Source organism: Candidatus Didemnitutus sp. (genome assembly GCA_019634575.1).
Lineage (GTDB): Bacteria > Verrucomicrobiota > Verrucomicrobiia > Opitutales > Opitutaceae > Didemnitutus.
This window is the reverse complement of record JAHCAY010000002.1, coordinates 115,050-131,829: the sequence shown is the minus strand read 5'-3', so window position 1 is coordinate 131,829 and position 16,780 is coordinate 115,050. Positions and strand designations below refer to the sequence as shown.

General features: G+C 66.3%; 19 protein-coding genes. 16 read left to right on the top strand and 3 right to left on the bottom strand.

Annotated elements, in window-relative coordinates; all coding sequences use genetic code 11:
- Positions 1-107: 107 nt before the first annotated feature.
- Complete coding sequence (locus KF715_15610) at positions 108-878, bottom strand: DUF4115 domain-containing protein (protein ID MBX3738121.1); 771 nt, start codon at positions 876-878, stop codon at positions 108-110.
- 69 nt (positions 879-947) lie between these two features.
- Positions 948-3,503: a DNA translocase FtsK gene (locus KF715_15605; protein MBX3738120.1), complete on the bottom strand. Its 2,556-nt coding sequence runs from the start codon at positions 3,501-3,503 to the stop codon at positions 948-950.
- Between the two features lie 88 nt (positions 3,504-3,591).
- Between KF715_15605 and KF715_15600 the strand changes: the two genes are divergently transcribed.
- From KF715_15600 to KF715_15525, 16 genes are all read left to right on the top strand, one after another.
- Complete coding sequence (locus KF715_15600) at positions 3,592-4,542, top strand: class I mannose-6-phosphate isomerase (protein MBX3738119.1); 951 nt, start codon at positions 3,592-3,594, stop codon at positions 4,540-4,542.
- A 148-nt stretch (positions 4,543-4,690) separates the two neighbouring features.
- On the top strand, positions 4,691-5,284 hold the full coding sequence (locus tag KF715_15595; GenBank protein MBX3738118.1) for a nucleotide exchange factor GrpE: 594 nt from the start codon (positions 4,691-4,693) through the stop codon (positions 5,282-5,284).
- Positions 5,285-5,286: 2 nt separating this feature from the next.
- Positions 5,287-6,459 carry a molecular chaperone DnaJ gene (dnaJ, locus tag KF715_15590; protein ID MBX3738117.1) on the top strand — a complete coding sequence of 391 codons (1,173 nt, stop codon included), beginning with the start codon at positions 5,287-5,289 and terminating at the stop codon, positions 6,457-6,459.
- 21 nt (positions 6,460-6,480) lie between these two features.
- Positions 6,481-6,687, top strand: a complete 207-nt coding sequence (locus KF715_15585) for a hypothetical protein (GenBank protein ID MBX3738116.1) — start codon at positions 6,481-6,483, stop codon at positions 6,685-6,687.
- Entirely contained in the window at positions 6,684-7,436 is a 753-nt protein-coding gene (locus tag KF715_15580) for a flagellar hook-basal body protein (GenBank protein ID MBX3738115.1), read from the top strand. The genes KF715_15585 and KF715_15580 overlap by 4 nt, the downstream gene beginning before the upstream one ends.
- Before the next feature lie 132 nt (positions 7,437-7,568).
- Entirely contained in the window at positions 7,569-8,348 is a 780-nt protein-coding gene (gene flgG, locus KF715_15575; GenBank protein ID MBX3738114.1) for a flagellar basal-body rod protein FlgG, read from the top strand.
- Between the two features lie 5 nt (positions 8,349-8,353).
- Complete coding sequence (gene flgA / locus KF715_15570; protein MBX3738113.1) at positions 8,354-9,064, top strand: flagellar basal body P-ring formation protein FlgA; 711 nt, start codon at positions 8,354-8,356, stop codon at positions 9,062-9,064.
- Positions 9,036-9,677, top strand: coding sequence for a flagellar basal body L-ring protein FlgH (locus tag KF715_15565; GenBank protein MBX3738112.1), 642 nt, complete (start codon positions 9,036-9,038; stop codon positions 9,675-9,677). Before flgA ends, KF715_15565 begins: the two co-directional genes overlap by 29 nt.
- Positions 9,678-9,717: 40 nt before the next feature.
- Positions 9,718-10,848: a flagellar basal body P-ring protein FlgI gene (locus tag KF715_15560; protein ID MBX3738111.1), complete on the top strand. Its 1,131-nt coding sequence runs from the start codon at positions 9,718-9,720 to the stop codon at positions 10,846-10,848.
- Between the two features lie 3 nt (positions 10,849-10,851).
- Positions 10,852-11,199, top strand: coding sequence for a flagellar biosynthesis protein FlgJ (locus tag KF715_15555; protein ID MBX3738110.1), 348 nt, complete (start codon positions 10,852-10,854; stop codon positions 11,197-11,199).
- 2 nt (positions 11,200-11,201) lie between these two features.
- A complete protein-coding gene (flgN, locus tag KF715_15550) occupies positions 11,202-11,699 on the top strand; it encodes a flagellar export chaperone FlgN (protein MBX3738109.1) in 498 nt (165 codons plus the stop codon).
- Between the two features lie 101 nt (positions 11,700-11,800).
- Positions 11,801-13,213 carry a flagellar hook-associated protein FlgK gene (flgK, locus tag KF715_15545; GenBank protein MBX3738108.1) on the top strand — a complete coding sequence of 471 codons (1,413 nt, stop codon included), beginning with the start codon at positions 11,801-11,803 and terminating at the stop codon, positions 13,211-13,213.
- Positions 13,214-13,232: 19 nt separating this feature from the next.
- Entirely contained in the window at positions 13,233-14,129 is an 897-nt protein-coding gene (flgL, locus tag KF715_15540; GenBank protein MBX3738107.1) for a flagellar hook-associated protein FlgL, read from the top strand.
- An 18-nt stretch (positions 14,130-14,147) separates the two neighbouring features.
- On the top strand, positions 14,148-14,612 hold the full coding sequence (locus tag KF715_15535) for a flagellar assembly protein FliW (GenBank protein ID MBX3738106.1): 465 nt from the start codon (positions 14,148-14,150) through the stop codon (positions 14,610-14,612).
- A gap of 10 nt (positions 14,613-14,622) precedes the next feature.
- A complete protein-coding gene (gene csrA / locus KF715_15530) occupies positions 14,623-14,961 on the top strand; it encodes a carbon storage regulator CsrA (protein MBX3738105.1) in 339 nt (112 codons plus the stop codon).
- Between the two features lie 18 nt (positions 14,962-14,979).
- Positions 14,980-15,858 (top strand): flagellin, encoded by an 879-nt coding sequence (locus tag KF715_15525; GenBank protein ID MBX3738104.1) that lies wholly within the window; start codon positions 14,980-14,982, stop codon positions 15,856-15,858.
- A 330-nt stretch (positions 15,859-16,188) separates the two neighbouring features.
- On the opposite strand, the gene KF715_15520 is transcribed toward KF715_15525, so the two are convergent.
- Positions 16,189-16,716 (bottom strand): transcriptional repressor, encoded by a 528-nt coding sequence (locus tag KF715_15520; protein ID MBX3738103.1) that lies wholly within the window; start codon positions 16,714-16,716, stop codon positions 16,189-16,191.
- Positions 16,717-16,780 lie beyond the last annotated feature (64 nt).

Sequence of the window (16,780 nt, the reverse complement as noted above, 5' to 3'; positions counted from 1 at the left end):
GCGCAGAAGGCGGCAGGAGCTGGAGGCTCCCGCCACTCTGCGCGAAGTGCGGAAAACAAAAGGCCGGCGAGCGCCGGCCTTTTTCGTGGGCGGAGGTGACGCGCGACTCAGTCCAGCTTGAAGCGGCCGTAGTTGCCGTTCGCGAATTGCGGCAGGTCCATCGCGCGGCCGTTCACTTCCATGCGCAGCTTGGTGCGATCCTCGACCGTGATGCGCAGGACGCCGGTCTTGCGGAATGAGCGGGTTTCGCCGCGATTGATGGTTCCGTCGAAGACGATGCTCTGGTCGGCATCGCGCACGATCTTGAGGCGCGTGTTGTCGAGGCCGACGAAAGTGAGGGTCTGCGCGCCGGCCGCGCCTTCGGCGCCGACGGGCGGCGAGGACGGCTGCGTCGCTGCGGTCTCGGTCGCGGTCTGCTTCGCTGCGGTTTGCCGCGGTTCCGTGCGGCTGGAGAGGACGTTGATGAGCAGCACGACCACGACGACGAGCACGAGTGCGCCGCCGCCGAAGAGGGCGTATTTGAGCATCACCGGGTCGAGGCCGTTGCCGCCGCCGCTGGCGCGCGGCGCGGGCTCGGAGCCTTCGCCGCCGAGCTCGACGCGGCCGTAGTTCTCGCGGGTCTCACGGCGCGGGGCACGGCCCTGGTCGGCCATCATCGTGTCGAATTCGGACACGACGCGCGCCGGATCAAATTCGAGATATTTGGCGTAGGTGCGGAGGAAGCCGCGGATGTAGAGCGGCGGCAGGTCGAAGTCGAAGGAGTTGGCCTCGAATTTCTGGAGATAATCGCCACGGATCTTCGTGGCTTCCGCGGCTTCGCGGATGGAGAGGCCTTTGCGTTTGCGCGCTTCCTCGAGTCGTTCGCCGAGCGTCTGCATGGGTGTGACCTTATTTCGGGTTGGAAGTGGGTTTGAAAGCTTAAAGCCGGTCTAGGTAGCGCTGGCTTTTCACGGCTCGTAGGTGTCGAGGTCGACGAGGATTTCGCGCGGGCTCGAGCCGTTCTCGGGGCCGACGATGCCCTTGTCCTCCATGACGTCCATGATGCGGGCGGCGCGGTTGTAGCCGATGCGGAGGCGGCGTTGCATCATCGAGGTGGAGGCGCGGCGCGTGGACTTGAGCACATCGAAGGCCTGGCGGAACAAGTCCTCGTCGTCGCCGAGATCGCCGTCGGATTCGCCGCCTTCGCCATCCTCGTCGTCTTCGCGCGCGGCGCGGTCGATCTGTTGCTGGACGGATTGGGCGTATTGCGGGGGGCCGTTTTTCTTGAGGAACTCGACGACCTCGGCGACCTCTTCGTCGGCGACGAAGGCGCCCTGGGCGCGGACGATGCGCGAGGTGCCGGGAGGCGTGAAGAGCATGTCGCCGCGGCCGATGAGCGTCTCGGCGCCTTTGCCGTCGAGGATGGTGCGCGAGTCGATTTGCGAGGCGACCTGGAAGGCGATGCGCGAGGGAAGGTTGGCCTTGATGACGCCGGTGATGACGTTCACCGACGGGCGCTGTGTGGCGATGATGAGGTGGATGCCGGCGGCGCGGGCGAGCTGCGCGAGGCGCGCGATGCTCGTCTCGATCTCGGCCGGCGCGATCATCATGAGGTCGGCGAGCTCATCGACGATCGCGACGATGTAGGGCAGGCGGTCGGGAATCTCGATGTCGTCGGGCGCGACGCCGCTGAGCTCGCCTTGTTGCTCGGGCGGGAGTTCGACGGGCTTGTCCTTCTTGCGATTGTTGAAGCCGGAGATGTTGCGGACGTTGACCTTCGCGAAAATCTGGTAGCGCTGCTCCATCTCGCCGAGGAGCCACTTCAGCGCGGCGGGCACCTTCTTCGGCTCGGTGACGACCGGGATGAGCATGTGCGGCAGCGAATTGAAGACCTTCAATTCGACCACCTTCGGGTCGACCATGATGAGGCGCACGTCCTTCGGGCTCTTCGAGTAGAGAATCGAAGCGACGATGGAGTTGATGCAGACGGATTTTCCCGAGCCCGTCGCGCCCGCGATGAGCAAGTGCGGCATCTTCGTCAGATCGGAGACGAGCGGTTTGCCGGAGACGTCCTTGCCGAGCGCGATCGGGAGTTCGGCCTTGGCGTGCGCCCAGTCCTCGCTCTCGAGAATCTCGCGCATGCCGACAGGCGTGGGTTTCTGATTCGGCACTTCGACGCCGACGGCGGCCTTGCCGGGAATCGGCGCGAGGATGCGCACCGACTGCGCGCGCATGCCGAGGGCGATGTTCTTGTCGAGGCCGGAGATTTTTTCGACGCGCACGCCGGGGGCGGGGACGACTTCGTAGCGCGTGATGACGGGGCCGACGTGGATTTCGCCGAGCGAGACTTCGACGCCGAACTCGCTGAGGATGCGGAGGAGATTCTCGGCGTTGGCGCGGTGTTCCTCCTCGGAGTTCGCGGCGTCGAGCTTCACCTGCTCCTTGAGGATTTTCAGCGGCGGGAATTCGTAGTTTTTGTCGTCGGTCTGGGGGAGGACGATCTTGGCCTTCTTGGTTTCCTCGGGCTTGACGATGTTGAGCTCGATCTTGCCGGCGGCGGCGACGGCGAGCTGCTTGGTGTCGGTCGCGGTCGGCGCGGGCTTGGCGGCGGGTTTCGCGGGGAGCGGGAGCGGCTTGTTTGATTCCGGTTCGGTCCCGGCGGCGGGAGCGCGCGAGCCGGGCTTCGGGGCGTCAGCGAGCGGATCGTCGGATTTCGGAACAATGGCCTTTTTCGACGGCGCGAGCGGTTGTGGCGTCGGGCCGGGCCGGGTGGGGGCGGCCGGCGCGGCGGCCGCTGCGGCAGCGGCAGCGGCTTTTTGCTTCGCGAGTTCCTCTTTCTGTTTGCGGCGTTCCTCGGCGAGGGCGGCGGCGAGCGCGGCGCGTTTTTGCCGCCATTCCTGGAAGTTGTGCAGCAACTTCTCGAACTCGGCCGTGATGTCCCGCGTGAAGATGAACACCATGCTCGTCAGGTAGACGGCCGTGAGCAGGAAGAACGACCCGAAGCCGCCGAATGTGCTCTCGAAGAAGCCGTCGTAGAGCGCCTTGCCGGTCCAGCCGCCGGGGCCGGACGGGTAGACTTGGCGGTTCATGAACGCCAAGCCCTGCATCGCGAGCAGCGGCGCGCCGGAGGCGAAGGAGAAGAACATCGCGATGAGCCGCGTGCCGGTGAGGTGGCGCGAGCTGCGCACGTAGGTCACTGCCATCCAGAGCAGGAAAACCGGGATGAGCCACGCCGCGCCGCCGAGGAATTTGAAGCTGAAAACCGAAATCACCACGCCCACGTCGCCGACCGGGTTTTTGTCGGCGGGTTGCAGGGCGATTTGCTGGAGCTTGCCGTTGATGACCTCGCTGCGGCTGCCGGACTGATCAAGATAGTTCTGGCTCGGCGCGTAGAACGCCATCGCCACGAGCACGAGGATGCCGAGGATCGCGCACAGCACGAAACCGCCCCAGTTTGGCCGGTGGCGCGGCGCCTCGAACGAGGGGTTGGAGTCCTTGGGATTTGTGCTCGCAGCTTTGGCCATTTCGATGCCTTTAGAGACGTCTAGCGCGGGTGAGGGTCAATGTAAATTCCCCGTTCCGCGCCACTCAAACCGCTAGCCTTCAACTACGATGCCGTTTTTCCGTTTCGACCCGATTTTTCAGGAACGCGTGTGGGGCGGCCGCGCCCTCGCGGAGCGTCTGGGCCGTGCCTTGCCGCCGGACAAACCGATCGGCGAAAGCTGGGAAATCGTCGACCGCCCCGAGGCCCAATCCGTCGTGCGCGGCGGCGAGTTCGCTGGCCGGACACTGCGCGAGCTGATCGAAGCCCGTGCGGAGGACGTGATGGGGCCCGAGTGGGAGCGCACGCGGGCGTTCCCGATTTTGGTGAAGTGGCTCGATTGTCGCGAGCGGCTCAGCCTGCAGGTGCATCCGCCGGCCTCGATCGCCCTCTCGCTCGGCGGCGAGCCGAAGACGGAAAACTGGTTCGTCGCCCATGCCGACCCCGGTGCCGGCGTGCTGGCGGGTTTGGTGGACGGCGTCGATGCGGACAAATTCCGCGCGGCGCTCGCGAACAACACCGCGGAAAAGCTCCTGCGCCGCCACGAGACGCGCGCCGGCGACTCGATCCTCATCCGCAGCGGCGTCATGCACGCCATCGACGGCGGCAACCTGATCCTCGAGATCCAGCAGAACTCCGACACGACCTACCGCGTCTACGATTGGGGCCGCGTCGGCCTCGACGGCAAGCCGCGCCAGATGCACGTCGAGCAATCGCTGGCCTGTCTCACGGCGAACACCGCGCCCGCGCCGCACCTGCTGCGTGCGAGCGAGCCGGGCGACGTGCTCGCGGATTGCGCGGAGTTCGGCATTCGCCGCGTGCGCCTCGCGCGCGGGGCGCGCCTCGAGTTCGCCGGTCGCGAGCAACCGCGCCTGCTTTCGGTCGTGACCGGCCGCTTGCAGGCCGGCGACGAGACCGTCGAACGTGGCGAGAACGTCCTGCTGCCGTTCGCGGAGGCTTTCGCCTTCACCGCGAGCGAGGACACGCTGGCGCTCGTGACGGAGAATTTCGCCCGCGTGTGACACGCCTGGGGTAGGGCGGGACCGCCGGCTCCGCTAGGGACGCCATGCCGCCCACGCGGCGATCCCGGCGGGCCCGCCCCAGCTTCGAAACTGTCGCACGGCCACACTTGAAAACCGCAAAACTCACGCCTACTTTCCGCCGTTCCGCATGAGCGAAACCAGCCAGACCGAAACTCCGAAGACTCCTCCCGCGTCCGACGCGGCCGCGAAGCCCGCCGACGCCAAACCCGCGCCCGAGGCCGCGAAAGCCACGTCGTCCGCCGACGAGCAGCTCGCCGTCGCGCGCGCCGAAGCGCAGGCCGCGCAGGAACGTTATCTGCGCTCCGTCGCCGATCTGGAAAATTTCCGTAAGCGCACCGTGCGCGAGAAGGACGAGCTCCGCCAATACGCGACCGCCAACGTCGTCGAGGACCTTATCCCGACACTCGACAATCTCAGCCTCGGCCTTGCTGCCGCGAAGCAGCAGAGCGGCGACGCGAAGTCGATCGTCGACGGCGTCGGAATGGTGTTGGAGCAGTTCAAGGCCGCGCTCGGCCGCCACGGGTTGAAGGAAATCAACCCCGTCGGCGCCGCGTTCGACCCGCACCAGCACGAGTGCATCTCGCACCAACCCGACGACAAAGTCGCGGAGGAGAAGGTCATTGCCGTGGTGCGGCTCGGTTACTCGCTGAACGGTCGCCTCGTGCGCCCGGCGTCGGTGATCGTGTCGAGCGGCCCGGCCAAGCCCGAGACGAAGGCCTGACCATGGCGACGTCCAAGAAGGAAGACTATTACGAGCTGCTCGGCGTGGCGAAGAACGCCAGCGAGGAGGACTTGAAGAAGGCCTATCGCAAGAAGGCCGTGCAGTATCACCCGGACAAGAATCCCGGCAACAAGGAGGCGGAGGAGATGTTCAAGAAAGTCTCCGAAGCCTACGAGGTGCTGAAAGACCCGCAGAAGCGCGCGGCCTACGACCAGTTCGGCCACGCCGCGTTTCAGCAAGGCGGCATGGGCGGCGCGCGCGGCGGCGGCGGTTTCCCGGGCGGCGCGGGCGGCGGTTTCCACGATCCGTTCGACATCTTCCGCGAAGTCTTCGGTCAGGGCGGAGGAGGCGGCGGCGGGATGTTCGATGAATTTTTTGGCGGAGGCGGCGGCCAGGGCGGCGCGTCGCGCGGCTCCGACCTGCGTTACGACATCGAGATTTCCCTCGAGGAAGCGGCACACGGCGTGGAGAAGGAAATTTCGTTCCGGCGCCTCGGCACCTGCTCGCATTGCGATGGCAGCGGCGCCGAGCCCGGCTCGAAGCGCACGACGTGCCCGACGTGCCGTGGTGCGGGGCAGGTCACGACTTCGCGCGGCTTTTTCCACGTGCGGCAGGTGTGCCCGACCTGCCACGGCAGCGGCGCGCGCTTCGAACGCGTGTGCGCGAAGTGCGACGGCGAGGGCCGCGTGCAGGAAACGACCAAGATCAACGTCCGCATCCCGCCCGGCGTCGACACCGGCTCGAAGCTCCGCTCCGCCGGCAACGGCGAGGCGGGCACCATGGGCGGCTCGGCGGGCGATCTCTACATCGTCGTGCACGTGAAGGAGCACGAGATTTTCGAGCGGCAGGGCGACGACCTGTTCACGGAGATCCCGATCAAGTTCACCATCGCCACGCTCGGCGGCACGATCGAGGTGCCGACGTTGCAGGGCAAGGCCACGCTGAAAATCCCGGCCGGCACGCAATCCGCCACGACGTTCCGCCTGAAAGGTCGCGGCATGCCGCACCTGCGCGGCGGCGCGCACGGCGACCAGCTGATCCGCGTGCACGTCGAGGTGCCGACTTCGCTCAACAGCGACCAGCGCAAGAAGCTCGAGGAGTTCTCGCAGGCCTGCGGCGACGTCGACCAGCCGGTGGCCAAGAGCTTTTTCGACAAAGCGAAGAAGTTTTTCTGAGTCGCACGCGCGAACGTGCCGATGAATTTGCCGCACCCTACGGTGCGGCTTTTTCATGGCCGGGCAGATTTTTCCGAAGCGGCGGCAAAGATTGCCGGACCGGGCGAGGGCAGGGAGGGGGATGAACGATGTGCCGAGACGGCGAATTTTTTAATTCGTTGGTCCTCGCTGGCTAATGGCGCGCTCGAAATCGTTGGCACCGGCGTTGCTTTTTGCCGTGCCGGATGAATATCGGTCTCTACCAAAGCGCCTCCTCGATGTCGGCTCTCGAACGCTGGCAGGACGCTACGTCGCAGAACATCACCTCTGCGCAGACGACCGGTTACCGCAAGCGCACCGTCGAGTTCTCCTCGCAGGTCGCGGGCAAGTGGAACATCCGCCCCGACGCCAAGAACGCCGGCCCGGAAAACGAGCACGCCGTGCTCTTCACCAAGGTCACCACCGGCATCAATTTCATGACCGGCGAGACGCAGCCCACGCGCCGCGAGCTCGATGTCGCGATCCAGGGCGACGGTTTCTTCGAGATGGACGGTCCCGGCGGCCAGAAGCTCTACACGCGCAGCGGTGAGTTCCGCATGACGCCGGAGCGCACGCTCGTCGGTGCGGGCGGCCTGCCGGTCCTGACTGAGGGCGGCAACCAGATCACGATGCTCCCCGGCGGCGGCGCGATCACGATCAACCGCGACGGCACGATTTTCCAAGGCAGCACGGCGCTCGGCAAACTCGGCATCTACAAGTTCTCGAATCCGGCCGCCCTCATGCCGACCGCGGGCGGCATGTTCGTGGCCGGCCCCGAGGCCGGGAAGGACAACATGTCCGATCCCGAGCTGATGCAGGGTTACCTCGAGCAGAGCAACGTCCAGCCGCTCCGCGAAATGGTCGACCTCGTCCTCATCAGCCGCGCCTACGAGGCCAACCAGAAGATCATCACCAGTGCCGACGAGCAGATGGAGAAAACCCTCCAAGCCCTCGGCTGAGCGCCACCGCGCCAATGAATTCCCCATATAGACAACCGCTATATCACGACTGCATGGCCGCGCCCGGTGTGGGGCCGGGCCGGCCCCAGTCGTGGGGGGCGGATTTTCTGCTAACCCCGAACTGCTGACGCCATGAATCTCTCCCTTTACTCGGCCGCCACCGGCATGGAGGCCCAGCAGCTCAACCTGAACACGATCGCGAACAACCTCGCGAACGTGAACACCCCGGGCTTCAAGCGCAGCAAGATCGAGTTCCAGGACCTGCTCTACCAGAAGCCGCGCGCCTCCGGCTCCGACTCCGGCGGCGGCAACCTCGTCCCCACCGGCATCGAAGTCGGCAACGGCTCCCGCGTCGCCGCGACCTCCAAGGTTTTCACCCAAGGCCAGCTCACCAACACCGGCGAGAAGCTCGACATCGCGATCCAAGGCGACGGCTTCTTCGAGGTGCAGCGCCCCGACGGCACTATCGGCTACACCCGCGACGGCTCCTTCAAGCTCAACGCCCAAGGCCAGGTCGTCACCGTCGACGGCATGCCGATCCTCAGCGGCATGCAGACCATCCCCGCCGGCTCGAACGTCTCCATTTCTGAGGACGGCCAGGTCACGGTCCAGTCCTCGAGTGGCAGCACGACCTTCCGCCTCACCATGACGCGCTTCGCCAATCCCGCGGGCCTCCGCTCCATGGGCGGCAACGTCTACGAAGAGACGGCCGCCTCCGGCACGCCCGAGACCGGCAACCCCGGCGAAAACGGCTTCGGCCGCACCATCCAAGGCTACATCGAGGCCTCCAACGTGAACATCGTCGAGGAAATGGTCGCGCTCATCGTCGCCCAGCGCGCCTACGAAATTAATTCCAAGTCCGTGCAGTCCTCCGACGAGATGCTGCAGAACGTGGCCAACATGAAGCGCTGATCGCCATGCCCCGCCTCCTCGTCACCTTCGTCGCCTTTTTCGCCCTCTGCGCGCTCCGCGCCGACGAGCCGGCCGCGACTGTCGCGATGCCGCTCAGCCAGGAAAATTTCACCGCCGCGCTCACCCGCGACCTCTCCGCGCACTTCAATCTCGAGGGCGACCTGCAGCTCGAGTTCATCCGCCCGTGGACTTCGCCTGATCGCGTCGCCCGCGACTGGCAGATCCAGATCAGCGAGTATCCTTCCGTCGCCGCCACCTCCATGCTCCTGCGCTGCCGCATCCTCGCGGACGGCCAGTCGCTCGGCGAGACCACGCTCACGCTCCGCGCCGCGCTCTGGCGCGACGCTTGGGTTGCCCGCCAGCCCATCTCGAACAACACGCCGTTCGACGCCTCCATCCTCGAGACCCGCCGCGTCGACCTGCTCCGCGAGCGCGACGCGCTGCCCGCCGCCGTCGGCGATCACTCGTTCAATTTCGTGCGCGGCATCCAAGCCGGCCGCCTCCTCACCTGGCGCGACATTGCCCGCCGCCCGCTCGTCAAGAAAGGCGAGCTGGTCGAAGTCTCCGCCGCCGACGGCATGCTCGTCGTCACGATGAAGGCCCTCGCCATGCAGAATGGCGCACAGGGCGAAGTCGTCACCGTCCGCAATCTCGACTCGAAGAAAGATTTCTCCGCGTTCGTCATCGATGAAAACCGCGTCCAAGTCCGCTTCTGAGCTTCGCGCCGCCGCCCTGATCGCACTCCTCGCGCTCGGCACCGCCGGCGTGCGCGGCGAGTCGTTGTGGACGCCTTCCTCGGGCTCGCGCGGCATGTTCGCCGATCGCAAGGCTTCCCGTTCCGGCGACATCCTCACCATCGTCGTCATCGAAAGCGTCGCGGCCACGAACACCCAGAGCAAATCCGCCACCCGCAAGTCCACCATCGAGGACGCGGTCAGCCAATTCATGTTCTCCGTCGCCGCCAGCAAGCTCGGCACGCACAACGGCGAACTCCCCGCCACCAACATCACCGGCAAGGGCGACTACTCCGGCGGCGGCCAGACGGTGAACAACCAGTCGCTCAGCAGCCGCGCCGCTGTGCTCGTCACGGACGTGATGCCCAACGGCAACCTCGTGATCGAGGGCATGCGCGTCGTCACGTTCTCCGGCGAGACGCAATACATCGTCCTCCACGGCCTCGTGCGCCCGGACGACATCGCCGCCGACAACACCATCCTTTCCTCCAACATCGCCGACGCTCGCGTCGAGTTCGTCGCCGAAGGCGCGCTCACCGACGCCCAGAAACGCGGCTGGCTCTCGAAGCTCTACGAAAAACTCCGCCCGTTCTGACGCGATGTAACACACGACTTCGGTCCACTCAGGATCACGGATGAACACAGCACGACGCACCTTCTCCTCTCTTCTCCGCCGCGCGGCCACCTGCGCCCTGGCGGTTTTCGTCGTCGCCTCCGTTTCGCACGCCGCGCGCGTGAAGGACCTCACGCTCGTCGAGGGCGGCCGTGACAATCAGCTCGTCGGCTACGGCCTCATCGTCGGCCTCGCCGGCGAAGGCGACAGCAACGCGCTCTCCACGCTCCGCGCCATTTCCAACACGCTACAGCGCTACGGCCTCAGCGTCGCCGCGACCGACATCAAGTCGAAGAACATCGCCGCCGTCATGATCACCGCCGACATCGGCGCGTTCATGAAGCCCGGCGCGCGCATCGACGTGATGGTTTCCTCGATGGGCGATGCGAAGACGCTGCAAGGCGGCGTGCTCCTCCAGACTCCGCTCCTCGGTGCCGACGGCCGCGTCTACGCCGTCGCGCAGGGCCCGGTGGCCATCGGCGGTTTCGTCGGCGGCAGCGGCGGCGCCGGCGGCGCCACCGTGCAGAAAAATCACCCGACCGTCGGCACGATCTCCAACGGCGCCATCGTCGAACGCGAGATTCCAGCGCAATTCGTCCACGACCAGACGCTGCGCCTGCTCCTCCACAATCCCGATTTCACTTCCGCCGCGCGCATGGCGGATGCGATCAACACCCGCTGGCCCGAGTCGCGCACGATCGCGACTGACGCCGCGACCGTGCAGGTCCACATCCCCGGCGAATACCGCAGCCGCGACGTCGCGTTCCTCGCCGACCTCGGCACCGTCGAAGTCCAGCCCGACACGCTCGCCCGCATCGTCATCAACGAGCGCACCGGCACCATCGTCGCCACCTCGACCGTCCGCATCTCGCATGTCGCGATCGCCCACGGCGCGTTGACCATCACTGTCACGAACAACCAGGGCGTCTCGCAGCCCGGCGCGCTCAGCAACGGCACCACGCAGACCGTCCAGAGCACGCAGACCGCCGTCAACGAGACCAAGGGCGGTTTCACCGTCCTCAACGAGCCGCCGACCGTCGAGCGCCTCGCCGCCGCGCTGAATTCCCTCGGCGTCTCCACGCGCGACATGATGGCTATTTTCCAATCGCTCAAACGCTCCGGCGCCCTCCAGGCCGAGCTGATCATCAACTGAGCCATGAACGTCTCCGCCATTTCTCCCCGCCAGTCCGCCGCCCAGGTCGCCTCGATGATGGCGAACCCCGGCAAGATGCAGAACCTCCCGCAATCCGAGCAGGTGAAGGCCGTCGCCGGCCAGTTCGAGGCCATCCTCCTCCGCCAGTTCCTCCAGGAAAGCGTCGGCAGCATCATGGGCGGCAAGGAAGGCGGCGCCGGCGGTGGCGGCAGCGTCTACGGTTACCTGCTCACCGACGTCCTCTCGAATCAACTCTCCGCCGCCGGCGGCCTCGGCCTCGGCAACATTCTCCAACACCAGCTCACACCTCGCGCTTCGCTGGCCGCAGACACGGCCGGCCAGAAAGACTGATCATGGATCACGACTGGAAAATCATCGCGGACGCCCTCCGCCACGAGATCGCCGAATACGGCGGCCTCCTCCACCTCTTCGAGGAACAGCAACGCTACCTCTTCGCGCGCAACCCCGACGGCGTGCTCCGCCTCAGCGGCGAGATCGAGTCGCTCGTGCACAGCCTCCACGAATCCCGCCGCAACCGCGAGGCGCTCGTCGCCGCGTTCGCCACCGAGCACAACGAGCTGCCCACCGCCACGCTGCGCACGCTGCTCCCGCACTTCGCCGCCGATGTCCGCCCGCTGCTCGAGGCGCTCATCTCCGAGATCAACATTCTCATTCACCGCGTCCGCCGCACCTCGCGCCACAACCACTCGCTGCTCTCCCGCACCGTCGAGGCCCAGCAGGAACTGCTCCGCCAGCTCCGCCCCGACGCCTTCACGCAAACCTACGCGCCCACCGGCCGCGTCACTCTCGGCGGCGTCCGCCCCGAGCCCGCCTTCCGCGTCGCGGGCTGAAACAGCTCTAAGCGAAAAGCTTTAAGCCCTAAGCTCCCACCACTCTTCGATCACCTGCCTCCGCTTACAGCTTACCGCTTATAGCCTAAAGCCTCCTCCCCATGTCCGGCCTCTTCTCCACTCTCGGTGCGTCCGTCAAAGCGCTCAACGCGCACGCCCGCGCCATTGAGATCGCCGGCAAGAACCTCTCGAACGTCAACAACACCGCCTACGCGCGCCAGCGGGTCATCTACGGCGATCGCGGCACGGTGGTCACGCCTGAGGGCGCACAGAGCCTCGGCCTCGAAGCGCTCGCCGTGCAGCAGCTCCGCGACGCGTTGCTCGATCGCCAGGTCATGCGCGAGACCGCGCTGAAATCCTCCTTCGAAGCCGAGCAGGACGTCCTCGGCCGCGCGCAAGCCGGCCTCGGCCAGAGCATCGACCGCTCCTCCTCCACGACCGCCTCCAGCTCGAACGCTTCCACCAACGGCCTCGCTGGCGCGCTCGACGATTTCTTCAACGCCTTCCAAAGCGTCGCCGCCAGCCCGACCGACATCGGCGAACGCCAGACGCTGCTCCAAAAAGCCGCGATCCTCACCGACCGCTTCAACCAGACCGACGCCCGCCTCGCCCAAGTGCAGTCCGACGTCGACACCGCCGTCACCGCCGACGTCGCCGACGTCAACCGCCTCCTCTCCACCATCGCCGACCTCAACGCCCAGATCGGCCGCATCGAAGTCGGCGCCCCGAACACCGCGATCGACCTCCGCGACCAACGCCAGGCCAAGCTCGAGGAACTCGCCGCGATCATCCCGATCGAAGCCCGCAACACCGACAACGGCCAGATCCAGGTCGTGATGAAGGACGCCGCCAACGCCGACGTCGTCCTCGTCGACAAGGCCGCTGTCACCGGCCCCGTCGCGTTCACCGGCACCGGCCTCACCGGCGGCGCCTCCGCCACCGCCCTCGTCTTCTCCTCCGGCAAGATCTACGGCCAGCTCTCCGCGCGCGACGGCGCCGTGCAGGATCTCCGCAACGCCCTCGACGGCATGGCGCGGCAACTCGTCACCTCCGTCAACGCCGCCTACAATCCGAGCGCGACCCCCGGCGCCGATTTCTTCGCCGCCGGCACCACCGCCGGCACCATCTCCGTGCAAGCCGGCGTCACCGCCGCCACCTTGCGCGCCGGCAACGGCTCCGCTGGCGACAACTCCATCGCCCTCGCGGTCGCGGCGATCGCCAGCCAGAATTTCTCCACCGCGGGCGGCGACGCCGTCGACGGCACGCTCAGCCAGTATTTTTCCCAGTCGGTCTCCAACCTCGGCCAGGCGCTCGCCAGCGCCAACTCCCGCGTCGATGACCAGACCAACATCAGCAACCTCGTGAAATCGCAGCGCGACGCCGTGAGCGGCGTCTCGCTCGACGAGGAGATGGCCGACCTCGTGCGTTTCCAACGCGCGTTCCAGGCCTCCTCCCGCGTCTTCTCCGTCGTCGACGATCTCCTCGACACCGTCGTGAACCGCCTCGGCCACTGAGGCCCACTGAATCCCCGCCATGCGCATCGCCTCCAACACGATTTCCGACAACATCGTCCGCCAGATCCAGAACCTCGGCTCGCAGTCGGCGCGGTTGCAATCGCAGGTCGCCTCCGGCCAGCGCATCACGAACCCCGAGGACGATCCCGCCGCCGTCAGTCGCGTCATCAACCTCGAGAGCGAACGCCGCTCCCTCGCGCAGTTCCAGCGCAACGCCGACCGCGCGCTGCAAGTCAGCCAAGCCTCCTACTCGGGCCTCCAGCAGATCAAGAAACTCTCCGACCGCGCCACCGAGATCGGCACGCTCGGCACCGGCACCGTCAGCTCCGAGGCACGCACGGCCTACGCCTCCGAAGTCGACCAGCTGATCGAGCAGGCCGTGCAGCTCGGCAACACCAAGTTCCGCAACGATTACATCTTCTCCGGCACCGCGGTCGACACCGCGCCCTTCGCCGCCACCCGCGACGCCAGCGGCCAGGTCACCGGCGTGACCTACGCCGGCAACACCGAACAGTCCTCCGTCGCGCTCTCGGAATCCTCCACGGTTTCCCCCGGCACCTCCGCCGCCACGAACACCGGCCTCGGCGATTTCATCAACCACCTCGTCGCGCTCCGCGACTCCCTCCGCGCCGGCGACACCAGCGCCGTCCAGTCCGCGCAAAGCAACCTGCTCAACAGCGAGGACCTGATCGTCAATTCGCTCTCCGAGCACGGCGCCGTGCAGATGCGCATCGAAGTCAACCAGACGCAGCAGAAGGACCGCGTCACCAATCTCGAGAAACTCGTCTCCTCCGAAGCCGACGGCGACCTCCCCTCCACGATCGTGAAACTGAACCAGAACCAGGTCGCCTATCAGGCCGCGCTCCAGTCCGCGTCGAACATCATGAAACTCTCCCTCCTCGATTACTTGAAGTAACCCCCCGCCGCCCCCTCCATGAAAGTCATCCTCGAAACACCTTCCGCCGAGCTCGACCAGCAGGTCGCGAATCTCTTCACGTTGCCCCAGGGCATCATCGGCTTCCGCGACTACACCCAAGCCGAGCTCCTCTATCAGCCCGACCACCTCCCGTTCCTCTGGCTGAAGCTCAGCAACGGCAAGGACTCGGTCCACTTCATCGTCATCGAGCCCGCCGGCCTCATCCCGGATTACACCCCCGAAGTCTTCGACGACGACGCCGCGCAGCTCGACCTCCGCGACAGCAGCGAGGCCATGGTGCTCAACATCGTCACGCTCGAGCAGCAGCGCCCGCTCGAGGCCAAGGTCAACCTCATCGGCCCCATCCTCGTCAACCGCCGCACCAAGCTCGGCCGCCAGCTCGTCATCTCCAATTACTCGCGCTACTCCGCGCACCACCCGCTCGTCGAGAGCACCCCGATCGCCAGCGCCGCCACCGCCTGAGGATTCCCCCATGCTCGTCCTTTCCCGCAAGACCAATGAGGCGATCGTCATCGGCGACGGCATCGAGATCCGCATCAACCGGATCGATGGCGACGTCGTGAAGATCGGCATCATCGCCCCGCGCGAAGTCCCCATTTTCCGCAAGGAAGTGCAGACCGCCATCGCCGCGACCAACCAGGCCGCCGCTTTCAAGCCCGCCGTCGGCCCGTCCGGCGCCGCGCTTCCGACCCTTCCAAAAATCAACCGGACCAAGGATACCGGCCCGGCCCAGTCGCCCGCCATGGATGGTGGCAACAAAACCGTCGTGACCGCTCCCGCGAAAGCCGCGGCGAAGATCAACGCGGCCTAAACCCAACCACCATCCGCCATGAGCGTCATCAACACCAACATCCAGGCCATCGCCGCCGCCCGCAACCTCAACGCGTCCCAGGAAATGCTGGGTCGCTCCCTCACCCGCCTCTCCTCCGGCTCCAAGATCGTCAACCCCTCCGACGACGCCGCCGGCCTCGCCGTCTCCGAAAAACTCGACGCGCAGAACCGCCGCGTGAAGGCCGCGACGACCAACGTCCAAAACGCCATCTCCTACGTCCAGACCGCCGACGGCTTCATGTCCGGCATGACGAAGATCCTCTCGCGCATGAGCGAACTCGCGATCCTCGCCAAGGACGTCACCAAGAACTCCACCGACATCTCGCTCTACCAACAGGAATTCGGCGCCCTCCAGGACCAGCTCCGCGCCACCATCGGCGGCCCCACCTCCGAGATCGGCGGCACCGCCGACATCGACACGCCGCTCGGCGCCTTCAACGGCATCACCCTCTTCGGCGCGAACTCCTCCGGCCTCACCGTCACCATCGGCCAGGCCGTCGGCCAGGACATGAAGATTCCGGAGTCGAACCTCCGCGATGGCGACATGCTCGACATCATCGACCAGAACGGCTCCGGCACCTACGCCCTCTCCGTCACGGATTCCGACGCGATCGGCAAAATCACCAGCGCCATTCAGGACGTCGCCACCGAGCGCGCCTCCCTCGGTGCCTCGCAATCGCGCCTCGAACTCGCCGCCAAGACCCTCCAGGTCGAATACGAGAACCTCGGCGCCGCCATCTCGCGCATCCGCGACGTCGACGTGGCCGAGGAATCCACCCAATACGCGAAATACAACATCCTCGTGCAGTCCGGCACCGCCATGCTCGCGCAAGCCAACCAGACTCCGAAGAGCGTCCTCAGCCTCCTCCAGCAATAATCTCCCACAAGTCGTCGGCGCGCCGATGTCACCGGCGCGCACGCCCCCTTCGACGGGCCTACACCACTAGAACCCCGCCGTTAAAAAAAGAGACCGCCGTCGAGTGCAACCGACGGCGGTCTTCTTTTGGGCGCGCCCCACGCCGCGCGTCGATGTTGCCGCGTCGGCCCCAAACGACTGACCCACGCGAGCACGGAGCGCTCGCACCCCGCTGGCACGACCATCTCTCCAGCGGCGCGCGATTCCATCCGGCGCGGATTCGGCCGGGAGCCGGACACAAAAAAGCGCGGCGTAAGCCGCGCTCGCGATGCGGAGAACCGTGGCGCCGGCTCAGGTCTCGCGCGTAGGCGCGACGATCCGCGCCACCCGGTTCGTGGCCGCGGTTTGCTGGCACGCCGGGCACACGCCGAAGAACTCCACCAAGTGCGTCAGCTCGGAGTAGCCGCGCTCGCGCAACACACGTTCGACTCCCTCGATCGGGAAGTAGTCCACGGGCTCCGTGGCGCCGCAGGACTTGCAGACGATGTGGTAGTGTTTCGGCTGCTGGCTCAACACGAGCTCATACATGCTCGTGCCGTTGTGTCGGAAACTCCGGCGCACGATGCCGATTTTCTCGAAGGCGCCGAGGCAGCGGTAAACCGTCACCAGATCGCATTTCTGCACCGTCAGTTCGTGATGCAACGTCTCGATCGCGACCGGCGCCTGGCGACGCGCGAGCGATTCGATCAGCGCGACGCGAGGCTTCGTGACGCGCATGCCCGCCTTGCGGATGCGCGCGAGGGCGTCAGCCAGCGGATCGACAGTCTTGGGGGCGTGGACACCCGCGAGCGGGTGGTTGGAGTGGGTAGCCGCAATCATCTGTCTGAAGAGTGAATTTCAATTGCACATGGTCGCTCCCGTGGCGAGGGGCTTTCGGGCTACG